A 20,843-nucleotide genomic window follows, 5' to 3' on the forward strand; every position below is an offset into this window, starting at 1 on the left:
ATGATTGGCAGCGGGCTACAGAATTTTTACGAATTTCCTGTAAGATGATTAGTGAGAGAATGAATCGATAACGATAACAGCAATGTCTCCTTTTTTCATCGGAAGCGAAATATATTCTTTTTGTTCACTGAATTTTTTCTTGTTTAGTTTTATAGTGCGAGCATAGGAGGGAATTTTTATTTTGAATGTATGGTTTGCATGCGATTTGATGGTGATTGATGTTACTTGTTTGTTTTTCCAGTGTGCATTTACTTCTCCTCCACCACGGACACACAAACCTTTAAAACTGCCGGTTGCCCAATTGTCGGGAAGCGCAGGGAGTAATTCGATATACCCATCTTGACTTTGAATAAGCATTTCAGCAATTCCGGCTGTTCCTCCAAAGTTCCCGTCGATTTGAAATGGCGGATGAGCACAGAAAAGATTAGGATAAGTTCCACCTCCTTGTCCCGACATGGATGTTTTTTTGTCGATAGCCGGTTGAAGAAGGTTCTTTACGAGTTTATATGCCCTATTCCCATCGTGAAGTCGTGCCCAAAAGCTTATTTTCCATGCGCGCGACCAGCCGGTGCCACCATCTCCGCGTCGTTCCAACGTTTTACGGGCTGCTTCTGCCAATTGAGGTGTTTTGTAAGGGGATATCCGATTGGAGGGGTATAAGGCATATAAATGTGAAACGTGACGGTGATGTGGATCCACTTCTTCGTAGTCATATAACCATTCCTGAAGGTAGCCTTTGGAACTAATTTGCAAGGGAGGCAGTTTGGGTTTCGCTACCTTGATTTTTTCGACGGTTTTATCCCGAATATCGAGGATCTCGGCAGCTTTAAGCACATTATCAAATAATTCGCGAATAATTTCCACGTCTATCGTTGGTCCCATACATACATAAACAGGTACTTTGCTTCCGGGAAGATAAAATGCATTTTCCGGCGAAGACGACGGAGCAGTTACCATCCATCCATGTGTGGGTTCTTCTATCATGTTGGACAGAAAAAAATCGGCCGCTCCCTTTAGTGTAGGATAAATGGTTTGTAGATAAACGTTGTCTTGCGTGAAAGCGTAATGATCCCATAAATGTTGGCACAACCAGGCTCCTCCGGTGTTGGTTGCTCCCCACGACGCATGTTCGGCCGGTGCTGTAAAATGCCATGGATTGGTAATTACATGAGCCACCCAACCTTCGGCTCCATAAAACGTTTTTGCGGTAGCGGCTCCCGAAGATACAAGCGATTGTGTGAAATGGAGCAAGGGTTTGTGCAGCTCTGAAAGATTGCACACTTCTGCAGGCCAATAATTCATTTGAACATTGATATTTAGGTGATAGTCGCCATTCCATGGCGTTTGCACGGTATTAGCCCACAGCCCCTGTAAATTAAGCGGAAGAGAATTTTCGCGTGTTCCGCTAATCATCAGATATCGTCCAAATTGGAAGTATAATGCTGCAAACGAAGGGTCGTTGCTTTGCTGAAAATCTTTCAGACGTTCATCGGTAAACAAATCGTTGTTTTGTTTGCCTAAATTCAGTTCCACACGGTCGAACTTAGTGTGATAGCTGTTGATATGCGTTTTTTTCAGTCTTTTATAAGGGGTTTCACCCGCTTTTGCAAGTAATTTGTCCACACTAACCCGATAATTTTTGTCCAACATATCGGTAGAAGTAGAGATAAAAATGATTGCCTCATCGGCTTTGTCAAGTGATATTGAGGAATCGTCGGACAAAAGCGTACCGCCTTTATTGATGATTTGTACCTTTGTAAGGTAACGAACCCCTTTATCGGTATTGAAGCCATCATTCAGCTGTCCTTCCATTTGTAAGACATTGTTTTTTACGGAAATTGTTGCCCTTTCGGGACGAGAGAGGGTCAATTCAAAATTGATGCCTTTTTTCTTGTTCGACGTAAGGCGGATTATCAGGATATCATCAGCGAACGATGCAAAGTATTCACGTGCGTATTTCGTGTTTCCTTTTTGGAAACAGGTGTAAGCAACCGCCTCGTTCAGCGAAAGCGTTCGTCGATAGTTGTTGACGGGATCGTTGTTAGGGTACGAATAACGAATATGCAAATCTCCGAGCATCTGAAAACATCCATACGGGGTATCTTTTGCCTGCCCAAAAGCCGATCCTTTTCCTCCGCAGTGGAAATGTTGATACATCATGTTTTGGGCTTCAAGATTTTTGCCTTCGAGCAGTAATTTACGGATTTCAGGGAGATAATGAATGGCTTCGGGATGCAATGCTTCAGTATCCTCACTTCCCGACCACATGGTGATGTCGTTCAAAACGATGTGTTCTGAGTCGATACCTCCATCGGGCATCATCCCGATACGTCCGTTGCCGAGCGGAAGAGTAGCTTCCCAAATTTCGGCAGGCGAAGGATATTGCAATACAAGGGCATTTTCTGTGGTTTTTGTTGCACAAAGCGTGAAGGGAAGCACAATTAAAAGAAAGCCGTAAAAATAGTTCTTCATCTCAATACACTTCTACGTTAGATAAAACCGGACATGCTTTGGAATCCAGGATATTGACCCTTATTTTTTGTGTGATCACCGGATCAACTCTCAATATTCTTTTGTAACCGATGGTTGTTCCTTCGGAAATTTGGCGCCATTTATTATCTTTCCATGCATCTACCGAAAATGATTTGATTCTTTGCCCCAATTTGATGTATTCTTGCAACAGAACATAGGAAACGTTTTGTGGTTTACCGAAGTCGATTTCGAACCGGCCGGTGTTTTCCTCGTCGTCCGTTGCCCAGTAAGTTTCCTTATTGCCGTCTATTAAGTTCAAGGGAGCATATTTTTCCGATTTTCCTCTGTAAGCGGATGCTTTTACTGTAGCTCCTTCTGCCAAGTTGTTCGCAAAAACGGAATCCAATAGTCGTTTGAAACCCTCAAGGGATTTCACGTCGTTTTCATGAATCAACCCTCTTCTGTCCGGCGGAACGTTTAGCAATAGGACAGCACCACGGCCTACCGATGTCAAATAAATATCGAAAAGCTGTTCCGGAGTTTTCACCAATGCGTCTTCTTCCGAATGGTAAAACCATCCCGGTCTGATCGATACATCAACTTCGGCAGGAATCCATTTTGTACCGTCGATAGATCCTGTTTTCAACAAATCACCGATCCCCGGTTTTCCCGGGTAAAGCGTGTCGGGGGTAAGGGTATTCCAATTGGTCTCTCCGGCACATCCCTTTTCGTTTCCTACCCATCTGATATCGGGACCGGAATCGCTGAAGAAAAGGACCTGTGGCTGAATGTTGCGTATCAAGGCCAAGGTTGTTGGCCAATCGTAATACGTTTTGGGATCTATTTTTCGGGTCTCTCTTGCACCGCCATAATACCCGTTTCCCCCGTTGGCGCCATCGAACCACATTTCGAAAACGGGACCATAATCGGTGAACAATTCCTTGAGCTGATTTCTGTAATAGTCGATATAGGCAGGTTTTCCGTAATCTTTGTGGTTTCTGTCCCAAGGCGAAAGATAAACTCCAAATTTCAGGTTATATTTTCGACATGCTTCGCTTACTTCTCTTACAAGGTCTCCCTTCCCGTTTTTGTACGGACTGTTTTTTATGGAATGTTCCGTATATTTCGATGGCCACAGGCAAAATCCGTCATGATGTTTACAGGTTAGGATAACACCTTTGAATCCGGTGTCTTTGAGAGTCGAGATCCATTGATCGACATTCAGGGCCGAGGGATTGAACAACGTTAGGCTTTCATCGCCGTATCCCCATTCGCGACCGGTGAAGGTGTTTATGGTAAAATGGATGAAAGCGTTTGTTTCCATTTCGTGCCATGCCAGTTGATTTTCAGACGGTACAGGCAATACGGGTGCCGGTGGTTCAACAGCATAGACGCTTTCTACCGCAATTGCCAATAATAAAATTACTGCTTTAATCATTCCAACGTATTTCATTTTCATCAAATTAATTATAGTATATACTAGTTTTTTGTATCATAACGAATAGTAATTTTCCGGTTATTTTTTTATTATTATCTCAGATTGTTGTCCGCGCCGGTTTCTTCCCTTTATTTGGAAATAGTCGAAATCGACATCTCCGCCCCTGTTTTGTGTGACGTAATTAAACAAGCCGAAACGGTATCCCATAAAATGAGGAATAGTGTTTGAACATGTTATCCCATCAAAATTCCTCCTCTTTTGCTCCTCTTATAAGCTTGACCTCCATACCAGGCTACAACCATAAAGCAGATGAACGGCAGGATAAACGATGCATTTACGGAAGGGAATGATTTACCGATCGTCCCTAAATCGATGATAGCTGCTTGTACAGGGGGGAGTATAGAACCACCCAAAATGGCCATAATCAGTCCTGCTGCACCAAATTTGGCATCTTCTCCCATCCCTTTTAGTGCGATGCCGTAAATGGTTGGGAACATGAGCGACATGCATGCGGATACCGCAACAAGACAATAAAGGCCATGAATATCTTGGAAAAAAATTACGCCAAGAGTAAAGATGCCCGCTGCAATAGCTAATGTACGAAGCAATTTTCCGGGATTAAAGAATTTAAGCAGATAGGTGCAAATGAACCGACTGGTGCAGAAAATAATCATGGCCAAAATATTGTATTTTTGTGACAGAACTTCGGCTGTTTGTTCTTCCATGCCTTGTGCCATGAAGATGCGTGTTCCGTATTGGATAATAAATGTCCAGCACATAATTTGTGCTCCCACATAAAAGAATTGGGCAAGCACTCCCTGGCGATAATTGGGAATAGAGAATATGCGTTTCAGCGTGGGAAAAAAATTGATTTCATTCGATGAGTCGCCATTCTTGGGCATTTTTGTCAACAGAATAATGATGAACATAAGGGCAACTATGCCTCCGATAGCTAGATAAGGATGAATCAAAATGGAAAGATCGGACTGCTTTAGTGTTTCAAATTCGGCATTGCTAAGGCTTGCCCGTTCCGTTGTGCTCATGGGATTCAATCGAGCCTGAATGAAATTCATTGCTACATACATTCCGATAAGTGATCCCATTGGGTTAAACGATTGTGCCAGATTAAGACGCCGGGTTGCCGTTTCTTCTGTTCCCATGGTTAAAATATAGGGATTTGCGCTGGTTTCGAGAAACGACAGACCGCAGGTTAGAATAAAATAGGCTAAAAGAAACGGATAGTAATTCCCCGATATTTTTGCAGGGAAAAACATGAATGCTCCTAAGGCATACAGTCCTAACCCCATCAGAATGCCTGCTTTGTAGGAATATTTTCTGATAAATATAGCAGCAGGGAATGCCATTGCAAAATATCCTCCATAGAATGCCACCTGTACTAATGCTCCTTGGGTTACATTCATCCGAAAAATTTTAGAGAATGCTTTTACCATAGGATTGGTAATATCGTTTGCAAATCCCCATAAGGCAAAACAGCAGGTAATAAGAATGAAAGGGACAAGGAAGTTTTGTCCGTTTTTTTTGAGAAGGGGTTGTTTTACTTTTTCCATTTGTATTATTGTGTTTAACCGATTAGCAGCATTCAGCTTACCTGTTTAATTTGCCAAACAGTAAACTGAATGCCATTCTCCTTTGATCTTTACGTTTTTTATTTATAAATCGGTCCGAAATTTTTGCATGCTCTGTAATCGGCTCCTTCTTTTTCCATTCCGAAAGCATTCCATGCCGAAGGGCGGAAGATATTGCTCTCCTCCACGTTGTGCATGCATACCGGGATGCGGAGGATCGAAGCCAGCGTGATTAAATCCAGACCAATATGGCCGTAACTGATGGCTCCGTGATTGGCTCCCCAGTTGTTCATCACCGAATAAACATCCTTGAAAGCTCCCTTGCCTGTCAGACGAGGTGCAAACCATGTTGTCGGCCATGTTTTGTCTGTCCGCCTATTGATGATCTCGTGCACTTCGGGGTCGAGATCTACTGTCCAACCTTCAGCCAATTGCAAAACGGGGCCTAATCCGTCAACAATGTTCACACGCGACATGGTTACAGGCATTCCTCCACGCGTCAGGAACGTAGAAGAAAATCCTCCACCCCGGAAATAATCGCGATCGGCAGGCGACCAGGTAGTGGCTGCCAGACAGGCTTTCACTTCTTCTTGGGTGATGTTCCAGGGTTCTTTCATGGCCGGTTGTCCGTTTAATGTTTGTCGACCGGTACCATCAAGTGTGGTTGCTCCCGAATTGATAAGATGAATAACCCCATTGGCAGCTAATCCTGTAAGCTCTTTTCCGGTAACGCGTTTCACGGCTTGCGGGCTCCAATACGTGCGGACATCGGAAAAGATTTGTGCTTTGTTGGTAAGCAAATGATTGAACAGCATGGCAACACCATTTAGTGAGTCGTTTTCGGTTGCCAGGAGATGGGCTTCACGTATGCCGTTCCAGTCGAATGAGCTGTTTAAGATGGTTTCACTGAAGTCGCCATTAGGCAAGAAGTCTGTCCATTGACGTTGTCCTTGAAATCCGGCCAGAATGGCATTGTGCCCGATGGCTTCTTCTTTGAAACCCATTTCCCTGAGCTTGGGATTGCCTTTCATGAGGTCGCGGATAATGATGGTCATTTTTACGACAAACTCCCAGTCTTTATCTTTTTCGGCACGACTTTTTTGTTTTTCAGGACGATTGTAATCCGTTCCTTCGTTTACCTTACAGTATTTTTCTGTCCAAGCCATCGCTTTTTCAAATTCTTCATGATCGTAAATACCCTCTTTCATGCGGCGGATGATTTCGGTAGAATCGACCGATTCGTTCCGCATACCCAGGTATTTTTGGAAGAAGTCGGGATTGACAATAGATCCTGCAATGCCCATAGCTACGCTGCCGATGGAAAGATATGATTTTCCTCTCATGGTGGCTGTTGCCTGAGCAGCACGGGTAAAACGGAGAATTTTTTCTGCTACGTCTTCAGGAATCGAATCATCGTTGATGTCTTGGACATCATGTCCGTAGATGCCAAAGGCAGGAAGACCCTTCTGTGAATGAGCTGCCAGAACGGCCGCCAGATAAACGGCACCCGGGCGTTCTGTTCCGTTAAATCCCCAGACAGCCTTGGGGTAATGCGGATTCATGTCCATCGTTTCTGTTCCATAACACCAGCTCGAAGTTACTGTGATGGTTGAGCCGACACCTTCGCGTTCGAATTTTTCAGCACAAGCTGCGCTTTCGCCCACGCGACCGATGGTGCTGTCGGCAATGACGCATTCAACGGGACTCCCGTCTCCGTTTTTCAGATTGGAACTAATAAGGTTGGCAACACCTTTTGCCAGGTTCATCGTCTTTTCCTCAAGGCTTTCCCTTACGCCTCCTTGACGCCCGTCTATCGTGGGGCGGATACCGATTTTAGGATACTTTCCCATTGCTGTAGTATTTTATTGTAAATTAAAAATTTGGTTTGTGGCACATTAATGAAACCGGGTATTGAAATTTGCTATTCTTCCCCGGGAAGCAACATATGTTTTTAATCAGATTGAATTTCTGCGATATACATTGGTTGGCAGATAGCGTTGAATTTTTTCTCCGGTCAGAGCAAAATCTGCTGCAAGACTTCCCATAAGATCGAAATCGACACTGATACTGCAAACGCCATCCCCAATGACTTCGTAAAAAGGATTTTCGTTGTATGCGATCAGTCCGAAATCTTTCCCCATCTTCATGTTAGTTGACCTTGCCTGCTTCACGATTTTAACCACATCTGTTTGTTTGATGACAAGGTAACAGTAATTCCGCTGAATTGGGGTTGTTTCTTTTATTTCGTCAAGGATTTCAAAGTCGAATCCGTTATCTTTGCAAAATCTCGAAAAAAAGATTTTGCTGCTCTGTGGATGTTTATGGTACTTATTGAATACGAATGCTAGTTTCTTATATCCGGATAATTCTTTTTTTAGTAATTCGAGTGCACGATAGAAACTTTCGTCAAAGTCTTGGCATATGTATGCATAATCTTTTTTGTCAAATTTGCCGAAATCGATCAATAGGAGACGATCTTTATTGATTTTTTTTAGAACTTCAGAAAATATTTCGTTGTCGTAATTCATTACAATATAGCGGTTGTATTTTCCACATGCTTCGTTGACAATGGTATTGAACAAACTTTCGTTGTATTGGTGAAACCATAAGTCTACTGTAAAACTTTCCGGAAGTTTTTTAATCAGACTGTTATATAACGCCTCTTTAAATGGTGTGTACTCGTCGAGTAACAAAAAAATATGGGTTGATTGGTTTAGTACATAATAATTTTTGCCTTGAATGGAATCGATCATTCCTTTATCTTTCAGCATCGTTAATGCTTTGAAAACCGTGTCGCGCGAAACATTGTATTTTTGGCTTAAAAAATTTATCGAAGGCAATTTTTCTCCAACTTTATATTCATTTACAGTTATGGATTGCCTGATATAATCGGCCAACTGTTGAACTTTGGTGGTGCTATGATTGAATTTCAAACTCATGAAAAAAACAATAACTGTGCTGAACTTATCTGAAATCAAAAATAGAGGGTTTAATTATAAATAAGAAATTATTTTGTATGTTTTGTAACATGATTTACATAGATACAAAAAACAACCGGCAACACACTTCACAGGGTTTTGCCGGTTTTGGAAAATCAAAAAGTCATATAAGAAATAGAACTAATCGGTTGGTTTTTTATTAATAGTATTCATTTGACGAAATCACGGGAATGCTTTTTTTGCCTTTTATGCTCTTAAGTGTAGCGTTGTTATAATGATATGTTATATCAAAAATTTTTTCTCCATCCCAGTCTTTTACTTTAATCGATAATTGAACGGAATCGGCTGCATTTACCCGCAGTGATTTTAGATCAAAACAAACAAAACCTTCGTAAAGTTGTGTACTCGGACTTTGATAGGAGTTATGTCTGAATTCTAAGTGGATTTTTCCGTCATCAGGTGGAGTAATAAGGGTATTTTTAACCAAGTTAATGGCATGAGGTCTTACTCCGCCATAATTAAACAAGAAATCTACATTCAAAAAATCGCTCCCAATCCATATGCTGTTCACTTTCACGGGATCATTACCTATACTATCGGCATTTTGTGTTGTAAGATCAATGGGGTTTTTGGTGAGAATATCCCAGATATCATTTATTTTAATTGAATAGTTGTAGCCGTTATGTTTTTCGGAAAGAATGGTATAGTTCACGAAAACGCGTTGCCTGTTTTTGCCTGCGTACCGTACATCAGATACCTCTGGCCATAATCTTATGCCGTTATCCAATACAAGTGCAAATGTGCCATTATCTTGAACTTCAACAGTAGCGATGTCGAACAGATAATTGCCGGAGCCACTATCATCGCATGATAAGTTGGTAAAAGATATGACAATAGCCACAATGGTGAAAAGCGAATATTTTTTCATAGGTTGACTGTTTTTCGAAATATTTCTATTTATAAAGATGAAATATTCGAAAAAACGCTGCACAAAGAAAGAAAAATCTTTAGTATTTAATTTATATTAACCTTTTGGATATAATTTTTTGATTATGTCCGGACGATTGATTCGTTTCAACTCGGCAATTATGGTTGGTTTATTTGAGGATTGATACCAGAAAAAGAATTGGTGTTGGGCGTTTTTTTCTTCTTTTGTTTTAGCACTATATATGGGCTCAAGTGTATATGGATGATAACCCGTATAATAGATTTCAGTAGCCAGTGTCATTGGAGAAGGTGTAAAATCTTGTACTTGTTCTGGTTTTAGATTTAGATTTTTGATTATAACCGCCAATTCTGCCATATCTGACAGGGTACACCCCGGATGTGAGGAAATAAAATAGGGGATAAGTTGCTGATTTAGGTGATACTTTTTATTTATGGAATCAAAGATTTTTTTAAATTGAAAGAATTGATTGAATGATGGTTTTCGCATAATACGCAATACGTTGTCCGATGTATGTTCGGGTGCTACTTTTAATCTTCCAGAAACATGATGGGTAATCAGTTCTTCGATATAGTTTTTTGCGGCTTTATTAGTCTGTTCATCTTCGCTTTCATGTAAAAGCATATCGTAACGGATTCCACTGCCAATAAATGATTTTTTGATCCCCGCCATTGTATCTATTGTGCGGTACATATCGAGTAAAGCAGAATGATCGGTATTCAGATTGTTGCAAATTTTTGGGTAAATGCAGGAAGGTTTCTTACATTTTTCGCATATGGATAAATCTTTCCCTCCCATACGATACATGTTTGCCGAGGGACCACCAAGATCGCTGATATAGCCTTTAAAATCGGGCATCTCCGTAATTTTTTTCACTTCGTTTAGTATAGATTGTTTGGAGCGTGAGGTAATAAATTTTCCCTGATGAGCCGAAATGGTGCAAAAAGCGCAGCCGCCAAAACAACCACGATGAAGATTTACCGAAAATTTGATCATTTCATATGCCGGAATATGTTTTCCTTTGTATTTGGGATGGGGTAGGCGAGTATATGGAAGATCAAATGAAGCATCGATTTCATCTTCGGTCATTGGTGGAAAAGGTGGATTAACTATCAATGTTTTGTCATCTACATCCTGTAAAATACGTGCTGCATATAGGCGGTTGGATTGTTCTTCTACTATACGAAAATTTTTTGCCTGTTTAAGCTTGTCTTTCAGACATTCCTCATGTGAAAATAGGCGTTTTTCCTCGCCAAAGGAATTGGGCGGGATTGAATTTTTAGAAACAAGAAAAGCAGTTTGTGGAATATCACAGATTTCATTTATTCTTTTGCCGTTTTTTATCTCTTTAATGAGTTGTTTCAGGGGTTGTTCTCCCATTCCGTAAATTAAAAGATCAGCATGTGTGTCAGCGAGAATAGTTTTATGCAAGCGGTCATCCCAATAGTCATAATGAGTAATACGGCGAAGTGAGGCTTCTATTCCTCCAATTACAAGAGGAGCATCGGGATAAAGTTCTTTAAGGATGTGGGCATAAACGATAGTTGTTCTATCGGGACGCATGTCGGGGCGTCCGTCGGGAGTATAGGCGTCATTGGAACGGAGGCGTTTATTAGCCGTATAACGGTTAATCATGGAATCCATGGCGCCGGCCGAAATGGCGAAAAATAATCGAGGTGTGCCAAGTTTTTTAAAATCTCGCAAATCGTCACGCCAATTAGGTTGAGGAACAATGGCTACTCGTAAACCTTCTTTCTCCATTAGTCTTCCTATCACTGCTGCTCCGAAAGAGGGATGGTCGATATAGGCATCGCCCGAAAACAAAATCACATCGACATAATCCCAGCCACGAATTTCCATTTCTTTTTTTGTGGTTGGTAACCAGTCGGTGAGTTGTAGTGATCCGTAATCCATTTGTAATATAAAAAATATCGCCGTGAAGGTACTAAAAGAATATGGGGAGGAAAAATCATTGTGTTTTTTATTCATAAAAAAAGAGCGATATTTAAATCGCTCCTTGTTCTACCAGAACACAAACTCTTTCTGTTAAGCGGTCTTTTCCATAAGGGTCGTATCTTACTTTCAAACTATTTCCAAATAGTCCGGCAAATACATTGTAAGTCCATGCTTTAAAACTGCCCATGAAACCGTCGATAATACCGTATGCCGAATTGTTTGTTTCTCTATCTACCAATTTTATGAGCAGTTGACCTTGGGAACGGGTTAATTTGCTCATTTGGGGTTTATAGGTTTTGTAGAGATATTTTTCCATTGCTTCCAGATGTTTTTGTTTAGCTTTTTCCGTTGGAAGGGTTTCCATATACTCATATGTTTCGATAATGATTTTGGATATTTGTTTGGCATATGGCAGTGTTCTTTTTACATCACGAATTAGTTTGTTGTATTGAATTACATCTTTGTGAGAATAGAAGCGAAGAGGAGAATATTTAATGAATTCACGTAAAGTCATACACGCAACTGTATCGCCTTCTATCAGAACGGCCGGATAGACATTTGGCATCAAGTAAATGGTGGAACTATGAGCGCCACTTCCTTTAGTTGCATAATCGGCATAATGATACTGTGCTTTTGAAGATAAAGGCAAAAGCATGACTATTATCACAGATAATATGTGAATATAATTTCTCATAACCCAAACAAAGATAAGATAATTGTTCTGTTCTTAGCAAAAAATACCGTTAAGTGTAGTTAATTAAAGCTCGGGTTTAGAGATTGTTAAGCAAAAAAATTTTCGATTGCTCTTTCTTAATTAATTCACTATCTTTGCAACGTTTTTTAAAATAAAGGAGAAAAATGGATTACAACTTCGAAGAAATCGAGAAACGATGGAAGCAATACTGGATCGATCATCAAACTTATAAAGTTAAGGAAGATTCGTCAAAACCGAAATATTACGTTCTTGATATGTTCCCTTATCCTTCCGGAGCAGGACTGCACGTTGGCCATCCGCTTGGATACATCGCTTCAGATATTGTTGCAAGATATAAACGACTTCAAGGTTTTAACGTGCTGCATCCTATGGGTTTCGATGCCTTTGGATTACCTGCCGAACAATATGCTATTCAAACCGGTCAGCATCCTGCCATTACAACTTACAAAAATATAGCTCGTTATCGCGAACAACTGGATAAAATCGGTTTTTCGTATGATTGGAGCCGAGAGGTGATCACATGTGATCCTAACTACTACAAATGGACACAATGGGCTTTTATAAAAATGTTTCATCATTATTACGATAATGAGCTTCAACGTGCCGAACCTATTGAGAATTTGGTAAAACATTTTGAAGAAAGAGGAACAGAAGGAATTCATGCCGAGGGAACCAAAGAATTGCACTTTACAGCCGACGAATGGAAAACGAAATCGGAAAGAGAAAAACAGGAAATACTAATGAACTACCGCATTGCCTACTTGGGTGATACGATGGTAAATTGGTGCCCGCAATTGGGAACAGTGCTTGCTAACGATGAGGTGAGTGAGGGCTTTTCTATTCGTGGAGGATATCCGGTTGAACAGAAAAAGATGCGCCAGTGGTGTTTACGTGTTTCGGCCTATGCACAGCGATTGCTTGACGGCCTTGAGAAAATAGATTGGTCGGATTCATTGAAGGAAACACAACGCAATTGGATTGGCCGTTCAGAAGGAGCAGTAGTTCATTTTAACACGCAAACCGGCGTTTCGTTTGATGTGTTTACCACACGTCCCGATACAATTTTCGGGGTTACTTTTATGGTATTAGCTCCTGAAAGCGAATTGGTTGAACAACTTGTAACAGATGAACATCGCGAAACGGTTGATGCCTATTTGGAGAAAACAAAAAGGAAAACCGAGCGTGAGCGGATAGCAGATAAAACGGTAAGCGGGGTTTTCTCGGGATCCTATGCCATACATCCTTTTACGGGAGAGTTGTTGCCTATTTGGATTTCGGACTATGTATTGGCCGGCTATGGTACAGGTGCTATTATGGCAGTGCCAGCTCACGATAGTCGCGATTATGCTTTTGCTAAACAATTCGATTTGCCTATTATTCCTTTAATTGAAGGATGTGATGTATCGGAAGAAAGTTTTGATGCCAAAGAGGGTATTATGATGAATTCCGATTTTTTGAACGGACTTCCGGTGCAAGAGGCCATTTCTGCGGCTATTGATGAAATAGAGCAACGCGGAATAGGATACCGTAAAGTGAATTACCGTTTACGTGATGCCATTTTTTCGCGCCAACGGTATTGGGGTGAGCCATTCCCGATATATTATAAAGACGGGATGCCTTATACCCTCGATGAAAGTAAATTGCCTCTTGAATTACCTGAAGTAGATAAATTTCTTCCTACCGAAACCGGTGAACCCCCTTTGGCAAGGGCAAAAAATTGGAAAACCGAAGAAGGTTATCCGCTTGAAGTTTCAACGATGCCGGGTTTTGCCGGCTCATCAGCTTATTATCTTCGCTATATGGATCCTCACAATAATGAAGCACTGGTTTCTAAAGAAGCGGATGACTATTGGAAAAATGTCGATTTGTATATTGGTGGTACAGAACATGCTACCGGTCATCTTATATACAGTCGTTTCTGGAACAAATTTCTCTTTGACCTTGGGGTCTCATGCGTGGAGGAGCCTTTCCAAAAGCTCATTAACCAGGGAATGATTCAGGGGAGGAGTAATTTTGTGTATCGAATTATAAACAGTAATACTTTTGTTTCTTTCAATTTGAAAGATCAGTATGACACGATGCCTATTCATGTGGACATCAATATAGTGCATAACGATGTCCTCGATATTGATGCTTTTCGTAATTGGAATCCCGAATATAAAGATGCTGAATTTATTCTTGAAGACGGCAAATATATCTGCGGCTGGGCGGTTGAAAAAATGTCTAAATCGATGTTCAACGTGATAAACCCGGATGATATCGTAAAAAAATACGGTGCTGACACGTTACGTCTTTATGAAATGTTTCTTGGGCCTATCGAGCAGTCTAAACCTTGGGATACAAATGGGATTGATGGGGTTTATCGTTTTTTGCGTAAGTTTTGGAATTTGTTTTTCACCGATGATAATTTTTTGGTAACTGACGATGAACCCTCTAAAGAAGAATTGAAATCGTTACACAAACTTATCAAAAAGGTCACCTTCGATATCGAAAATTTTTCATTCAATACAGCCGTTTCGGCATTCATGATCTGCGTAAATGAATTGATTTCTTTAAAATGCAATAAGCGATCGATTTTAACCGATTTAACTATTTGTTTATCTCCTTTCGCTCCTCATATCGCCGAAGAGTTATGGCATCGCTTAGGTAATGAAACTACCATTTTCGATGTTCAATGGCCTACATATAATGAAGAGTATTTAAAGGAAAATACCTTTTCATATGCAATTTCCTTTAATGGGAAAACACGTTTCACACTCGATCTTCCTGCAGATGCTACTCGAGAAGAAATCGGAAAAACAGTTTTGGAGCACCCCAACTCGAAAAAATGGGTCGAAGACAAAACACCTCGAAAAATTATTATAGTACCCGGAAAAATCGTCAATATTGTTATCTGATCTCAATTATGGAGAAGCAGGCTCAATTTACTTTCAAGAAGTTCTATGTAAAAGATTTTCTTACCATTTTTCTTGGAGCTTTTATGTATGCGCTGGGTATAACCCAGTTTATTATGCCTCATAAGTTTGTGACCGGCGGTCTTACAGGTGTAGGTGTATTATTGAATTATGCTTTCGACTTTCCTGTTTCTGTTTCCGTTTTAATGTTGAATACAATTCTATTGTTGATTTCGTTTCGGATTCTAGGAACGGATTTTTTGCTGAAAACAATTGTAGGTGTTGTTTCTTTAGCTCTTTTTATTGGCATGTTTGAAGGTTTTTCATGGGAACCCATTATGACGAATGAACCACTGATAGCCGGAATTATCGGGGCTATTATGTGTGGAGTAGGAGTGGGTCTTGTTTTATCCGTTAATGGCAGTACAGGTGGTACCGATATTATTGTAATGATCATTAATAAATATCGAAACATTACTCCCGGAAGAACCATGTTGTTGGTTGATTTAGCCATTGTTTCTTCTTCTTATCTCATTTTTCGCAGTATAGAAACCATTGTTTATGGCATTATCATTATTGCTTTAATGGCGACTTCGGTAGATTGGGCTCTCAATGGCATACGACAATCGGTGCAGTTTTTTATTTTTTCTTCTAAATACGATGAAATCGCAACTCAGATAAATGAACAACTTCATCGGGGATGTACTGTGCTCGAAGGTATCGGCTGGTATTCTAAACAACCGCAAAAAGTGTTACTTGTAATTGCAAAACGAAACGAATCGAACTCCATCTTTCGTCTTGTAAAAGAGATCGATGATAATGCCTTTGTCAGTCAGGCCTCTGTTATTGGTGTATATGGAAAAGGTTTTGATCGAATAAAGTAGATTCTGCCGATAAATTATTTTTAATTATAGGTTGTTTTTTGCTTGTTACATTCCTAACGAATGTTCAATCAAGATCTTAAGTCCAATAGCGATTAAAATAATACCACCTAAAATTTCTGTTTTCAAATGAAAACCTTTTCCGAATCGGATTCCTATCATCATACCTATGAAAGAAAAAAACAAACTTATTAAGCCAATTATTGCAACACTTTTCCCGATAATTTGAGGATAGGGTACAAATATAATGCCTGTTGCCAGGGCGTCGATGCTGGTAGCTAATGCTAAAGGTATAAGTTTTATGAAACTGAATGAATTTATTTGGGTGTGGTTGCAATCAGAATCCTTTTTTTTCGTACCTTCAAAAAGCATTTTTCCTCCAATGAGTGTTAACAAACCAAAAGCTACCCAATGGTCGCTTTTTTTTATCATTTCCATAAAGGTCAGTCCTGCAAAATACCCTATTAGAGTCATTAAAGCCTGGAAAAAACCAAATAGAAAAGCCATTGTTAGTGTTTGTTGGATATAAAATTTTTTTGCGCATATGCCTTTGCTTACCGAAACTGCAAAACAATCCATTGCCAAACCAACCCCAATAATAATTACTGAAAAAATGTCCATAATAATTAAAAAAAAGCTACTCATTTTGAGTAGCTTTTTAATATTTGTAGAAATCTATTCCTCTTCTTCTTCTTTTGTTACGTCCTCTAAAATACGTGATTGTGCAGATATATTCATCTTTTCAAAATCTTCTTTTGAGCCGACAATGATCTTTTCGAATTCACGCTGTCCTGTACCGGCCGGAATGCGGTGGCCACAAATGACATTTTCTTTCAGCCCTTCTAAGGTATCCACTTTCCCGTTGATGGCTGCTTCGCTGAGCACTTTAGTAGTTTCCTGGAATGATGCTGCGGACATGAAACTGTAGGTTTGCAATGCAGCCCGTGTAATTCCTTGTAAAACCTGATTTGCCGTTGCAGGAATGGCATCTCGTGCTTTTACCGGTTTTAGGTCGCGGCGTTTCAACGAACTGTTTTCATCGCGAAGCTTGCGGGCAGTTACGATTTGCCCTGGCTCAAATATTTGAGAATCTCCCGGATCGACAATAACTTTTTTACCCCATATGCGATCGTTTTCTTCCATTAATTCGTTTTTGTCGACCAGCTGCTTTTCCAAGAATCGTGTATCACCGGGATCAACGATTTCAACTTTACGCATCATTTGACGAACAATAACTTCGAAATGTTTATCGTTGATTTTTACACCCTGCAAACGATAGACATCCTGAATTTCGTTTACGATATATTCTTGGACAGCTGTAGGTCCCTTTATAGCTAAAATATCAGAAGGGGTAATAGCTCCATCCGATAATGGCATTCCGGCACGAACAAAATCGTTTTCCTGAACAAGAATCTGCTTGGAAAGGGGTACAAGGTATTTTTTTACTTCTCCTGTTTTGGAAGTGATAAAAATTTCTTGATTTCCTCGTTTAACTTTTCCGAACGACACTTCGCCGTCGATTTCGGCAACAATTGCGGGATTTGAAGGATTGCGCGCTTCAAAAAGTTCCGTTACACGTGGTAATCCCCCTGTAATATCTCCGGTTTTACCTACAGCACGAGGTATCTTTGCCAAGATATCTCCGGCTTTGATTTCGTCATTTTCATTTTTAACGATGTGAGCGCCTAATGGCAAGGTGTATGTACGTAAAATGTCTCCATTTTCGTTTACAATGAAAGCAGATGGAGCTTTGGTCTTATCTCGCGATTCAATGATCACTTTTTCTTTTAATCCGGTTTGCTCATCTGATTCTACTTTATAGGTAATATTTTCGATAAAATTATCGAAATGAATTCTTCCACTTGCCTCCGAAATAATAACAGCATTGAACGGATCCCATTCGCAAATGAGATCGCCTTTCTGAACTTTGTCACCTTCGTCATAATATAATTTTGCCCCATATGGCACATTGTGTGAGAGCAGCACAATTTTTGTGTTCGGATCCACAATACGCATTTCTACCAGACGGCTTACTACTATTTTGTAAGGTTTGCCGTTGGCGTTTTTTTCTTGGGGATCGACCACTCGAAGTTCTTCAAACTCCAGTATTCCGTCGTATTTGGCAATGATATTGCTTTCGGCTGCAATATTTGATGCAATACCACCTACGTGGAAGGTTCGAAGTGTAAGTTGGGTTCCCGGTTCACCAATAGACTGTGCAGCAATAACGCCTACAGCTTCGCCTTTTTCTACCAGACGGCTGCTGGCCAGGTTACGTCCGTAGCATTTTGAACAAACGCCATGTCGTGCTTCACACGTGAGAACAGAACGAATTTCAACTTGTTCGATGGGCGATTCATCGATTTTTTTTGCAATTTCTTCGGTAATTTCTTCTCCGGATCGTACCAGAATCTCTCCTGTAAAGGGGTGCTGCACATCGTGAACAGAGATGCGTCCTAATATTCTCTCATAGAGTGATGCTACGACTTCATCATTGTTTTTTAATGCTGTAGCAACTAATCCGCGAAGTGTACCGCAGTCTTCCTCTGTCACAATTACGTCTTGTGCAACATCAACCAATCGTCGGGTTAGGTATCCCGCATCGGCCGTCTTTAAAGCCGTGTCGGCAAGTCCTTTACGCGCACCGTGAGTTGAAATAAAGTATTCGAGCACTGACAATCCTTCTTTAAAGTTCGCAAGGATAGGATTTTCGATGATCTGAGCGCTTTCCGCACCACTTTTTTGTGGTTTGGCCATCAAGCCACGCATACCCGATAACTGACGAATTTGTTCGCGTGAACCACGTGCTCCCGAATCCAACATCATGTATACCGAATTAAATCCTTGATCATCTTCTGCCAGCTTTTTCATCAAGATGTTGGACAACTTCGAATTGATATGGGTCCATGTATCGATAATCTGATTATATCGTTCGTTATAAGTAATGAACCCCATGTTGTAATTTTCCATAATCTGCTCAACTTCAGCGTAACCTTCACGTATGAGCTCATCTTTTTCAGGAGGAATAATAATGTCTTCCAGATTGAACGAAAGCCCCCCCTTGAACGCCATTTTGTATCCGAGATCTTTTATATCATCCAAATATTGAGCAGTACGAGCCATTCCGCATTTTTTGATAACAAGGCCAATAATATCACGAAGCGATTTCTTTGAAAGAAGCTCATTAATATAGCCTACTTCTTTTGGAATATATTCGTTTGTGATAACTCGTCCTACAGTGGTTTCGTGCATTTTACGGATCGGATTTCCGTTTTCATCTATATCGTCAACGATCACTTTTACCAAAGCGTGAATATCGACTTTCCCTTCATTATATGCAATAATGGCTTCCTCTTCTCCGTAAAAGGTCATACCTTCGCCTTTTGCTCCCGGACGGATCTTGGTAATGTAATATAATCCGAGAACCATATCTTGAGAAGGAACAGTGATAGGTGCTCCGTTGGCAGGATTCAGGATATTATGCGACGATAGCATTAATAACTGAGCTTCCAATATTGCTTCGTTGCTTAATGGAAGATGAACGGCCATCTGGTCCCCATCAAAGTCGGCATTAAATGCCGTACATGCAAGTGGATGAAGTTGAATGGCTTTTCCTTCGATAAGTTTAGGCTGGAATGCTTGAATACCTAAACGATGCAATGTCGGAGCACGGTTTAGAAGTACCGGATGTCCTTTCATTACATATTCCAGGATATCGTAAACAACCGGTTCTTTGCGATCGACAATCTTTTTTGCTGATTTTACGGTTTTAACAATACCCCTTTCAATAAGTTTGCGGATAATGAACGGTTTATACAGTTCGGCTGCCATGTCTTTTGGCAAACCGCATTCGTGCATTTTTAATTCCGGGCCCACCACAATAACCGATCGAGCCGAATAATCCACACGTTTACCAAGCAGATTTTGACGGAAACGTCCTTGTTTCCCTTTCAAACTGTCCGAAAGCGATTTTAGCGGTCGGTTGGATTCTGTTTTAATTGCACTTGATTTCCTTGAATTATCGAAAAGAGAGTCAACAGCCTCCTGTAACATGCGTTTCTCGTTTCTGAGAATTACTTCGGGAGCTTTAATATCGATAAGCCTTTTCAGTCGGTTGTTGCGGATAATCACACGACGATATAGATCGTTTAAATCAGATGTTGCAAAACGACCTCCGTCGAGGGGTACCAGCGGACGAAGCTCAGGTGGGATGACGGGGATCACTTTCATGATCATCCATTCAGGCTTATTGATGTGTTTAGAACTCCGAAAAGCTTCTACTACCTGGAGTCTTTTCAATGCTTCATCTTTTCGTTGCTGGGAGGTATCCGTACTCGCACGGTGACGCAGCTGATTTGCCAATTTGTCGAGATTCAATCTTTCTAAAAGGTCTAAAATTGCTTCCGCTCCCATTTTTGCAATGAACTTGTCGGGATCAGAATCTTCTAGTTGTTGATTCTCTTTGGGTATTGAATTTAGCAATTCCAAATATTCATCTTCGGTAAGTAGATCGTTTTCTTCTACCTTATCTTTTAAAATACCTTGTTGAATAACTACATATCTTTCGTAGTAGATAATGGAATCGAGTTTTTTTGTTGAAATTCCCAGCAGGTAACCTATTTTGTTGGGCAATGTTCTAAAATACCAGATATGAGCAACCGGCACTACCAACCTTATGTGTCCTGTACGCTCTCTGCGTACTTTTTTTTCGGTTACTTCAACGCCGCATCGGTCACAAACAATCCCTTTATAACGGATCCGTTTATATTTCCCGCAATGACACTCGTAGTCCTTAACGGGGCCGAAAATACGTTCACAGAAAAGTCCGTCACGTTCGGGTTTGTACGTACGATAATTGATAGTTTCAGGTTTTAATACCTCACCATATGAATTTTCGAGAATTTCTTCGGGTGAAGCTAAACTGATAGTAATTTTTGAAAAGTTACTCTTTATTTTATTGTCTTTTCTAAATGCCATACATGTTATGTCTATAAAGAGTTGTAAATATTTTTTAAA

General features: G+C 40.4%; 13 protein-coding genes. 2 read left to right on the forward strand and 11 right to left on the reverse strand.

What is annotated here, in order from left to right; all coding sequences use genetic code 11:
* Nucleotides 1-48: 48 nt before the first annotated feature.
* The 9 genes from OLM34_RS03360 to OLM34_RS03400 form a co-directional block, all read right to left on the reverse strand.
* Nucleotides 49-2,472, reverse strand: coding sequence for a glycoside hydrolase family 95 protein (locus OLM34_RS03360; protein ID WP_264405236.1), 2,424 nt, complete (start codon nucleotides 2,470-2,472; stop codon nucleotides 49-51).
* Between the two features lies 1 nt (nucleotide 2,473).
* The gene (locus tag OLM34_RS03365) at nucleotides 2,474-3,925 is read right to left on the reverse strand and encodes an alpha-L-fucosidase (RefSeq protein WP_264405237.1); all 1,452 of its coding nucleotides are present in this window, start codon (nucleotides 3,923-3,925) and stop codon (nucleotides 2,474-2,476) included.
* 63 nt (nucleotides 3,926-3,988) lie between these two features.
* Nucleotides 3,989-4,147 carry a beta-xylosidase family glycoside hydrolase gene (locus OLM34_RS03370; protein WP_462477275.1) on the reverse strand — a complete coding sequence of 53 codons (159 nt, stop codon included), beginning with the start codon at nucleotides 4,145-4,147 and terminating at the stop codon, nucleotides 3,989-3,991.
* Entirely contained in the window at nucleotides 4,144-5,478 is a 1,335-nt protein-coding gene (gene fucP / locus OLM34_RS03375) for an L-fucose:H+ symporter permease (protein WP_264405239.1), read from the reverse strand. Before fucP ends, OLM34_RS03370 begins: the two co-directional genes overlap by 4 nt.
* 98 nt (nucleotides 5,479-5,576) lie before the next feature.
* The gene (fucI, locus tag OLM34_RS03380; protein WP_264405241.1) at nucleotides 5,577-7,346 is read right to left on the reverse strand and encodes an L-fucose isomerase; all 1,770 of its coding nucleotides are present in this window, start codon (nucleotides 7,344-7,346) and stop codon (nucleotides 5,577-5,579) included.
* Nucleotides 7,347-7,451: 105 nt separating this feature from the next.
* Nucleotides 7,452-8,435, reverse strand: a complete 984-nt coding sequence (locus OLM34_RS03385; RefSeq protein ID WP_264405243.1) for a GntR family transcriptional regulator — start codon at nucleotides 8,433-8,435, stop codon at nucleotides 7,452-7,454.
* Nucleotides 8,436-8,634: 199 nt separating this feature from the next.
* A complete protein-coding gene (locus OLM34_RS03390; protein WP_264405244.1) occupies nucleotides 8,635-9,363 on the reverse strand; it encodes a NigD1/NigD2 family lipoprotein in 729 nt (242 codons plus the stop codon).
* Between the two features lie 96 nt (nucleotides 9,364-9,459).
* Nucleotides 9,460-11,295, reverse strand: coding sequence for a YgiQ family radical SAM protein (locus OLM34_RS03395; RefSeq protein WP_264405246.1), 1,836 nt, complete (start codon nucleotides 11,293-11,295; stop codon nucleotides 9,460-9,462).
* Nucleotides 11,296-11,386: 91 nt separating this feature from the next.
* Nucleotides 11,387-12,031: a DUF4294 domain-containing protein gene (locus OLM34_RS03400; protein ID WP_264405248.1), complete on the reverse strand. Its 645-nt coding sequence runs from the start codon at nucleotides 12,029-12,031 to the stop codon at nucleotides 11,387-11,389.
* A 164-nt stretch (nucleotides 12,032-12,195) separates the two neighbouring features.
* On the opposite strand from OLM34_RS03400, the gene leuS reads away from it, so the two are divergent.
* Together leuS and OLM34_RS03410 are read left to right on the forward strand one after the other, a co-directional pair.
* On the forward strand, nucleotides 12,196-14,949 hold the full coding sequence (leuS, locus tag OLM34_RS03405) for a leucine--tRNA ligase (protein WP_264405249.1): 2,754 nt from the start codon (nucleotides 12,196-12,198) through the stop codon (nucleotides 14,947-14,949).
* Between the two features lie 8 nt (nucleotides 14,950-14,957).
* Nucleotides 14,958-15,830: a YitT family protein gene (locus OLM34_RS03410; RefSeq protein ID WP_264405250.1), complete on the forward strand. Its 873-nt coding sequence runs from the start codon at nucleotides 14,958-14,960 to the stop codon at nucleotides 15,828-15,830.
* Between the two features lie 45 nt (nucleotides 15,831-15,875).
* On the opposite strand, the gene OLM34_RS03415 is transcribed toward OLM34_RS03410, so the two are convergent.
* Both OLM34_RS03415 and rpoC read right to left on the reverse strand, forming a co-directional pair.
* Nucleotides 15,876-16,472 (reverse strand): manganese efflux pump MntP, encoded by a 597-nt coding sequence (locus OLM34_RS03415; RefSeq protein ID WP_264405251.1) that lies wholly within the window; start codon nucleotides 16,470-16,472, stop codon nucleotides 15,876-15,878.
* A gap of 30 nt (nucleotides 16,473-16,502) precedes the next feature.
* Nucleotides 16,503-20,804: a DNA-directed RNA polymerase subunit beta' gene (rpoC, locus tag OLM34_RS03420; protein WP_264405252.1), complete on the reverse strand. Its 4,302-nt coding sequence runs from the start codon at nucleotides 20,802-20,804 to the stop codon at nucleotides 16,503-16,505.
* Nucleotides 20,805-20,843 lie beyond the last annotated feature (39 nt).

The organism is Anaerorudis cellulosivorans (genome assembly GCF_025943985.1).
Classification (GTDB): Bacteria; Bacteroidota; Bacteroidia; order Bacteroidales; family Dysgonomonadaceae; genus Anaerorudis; species Anaerorudis cellulosivorans.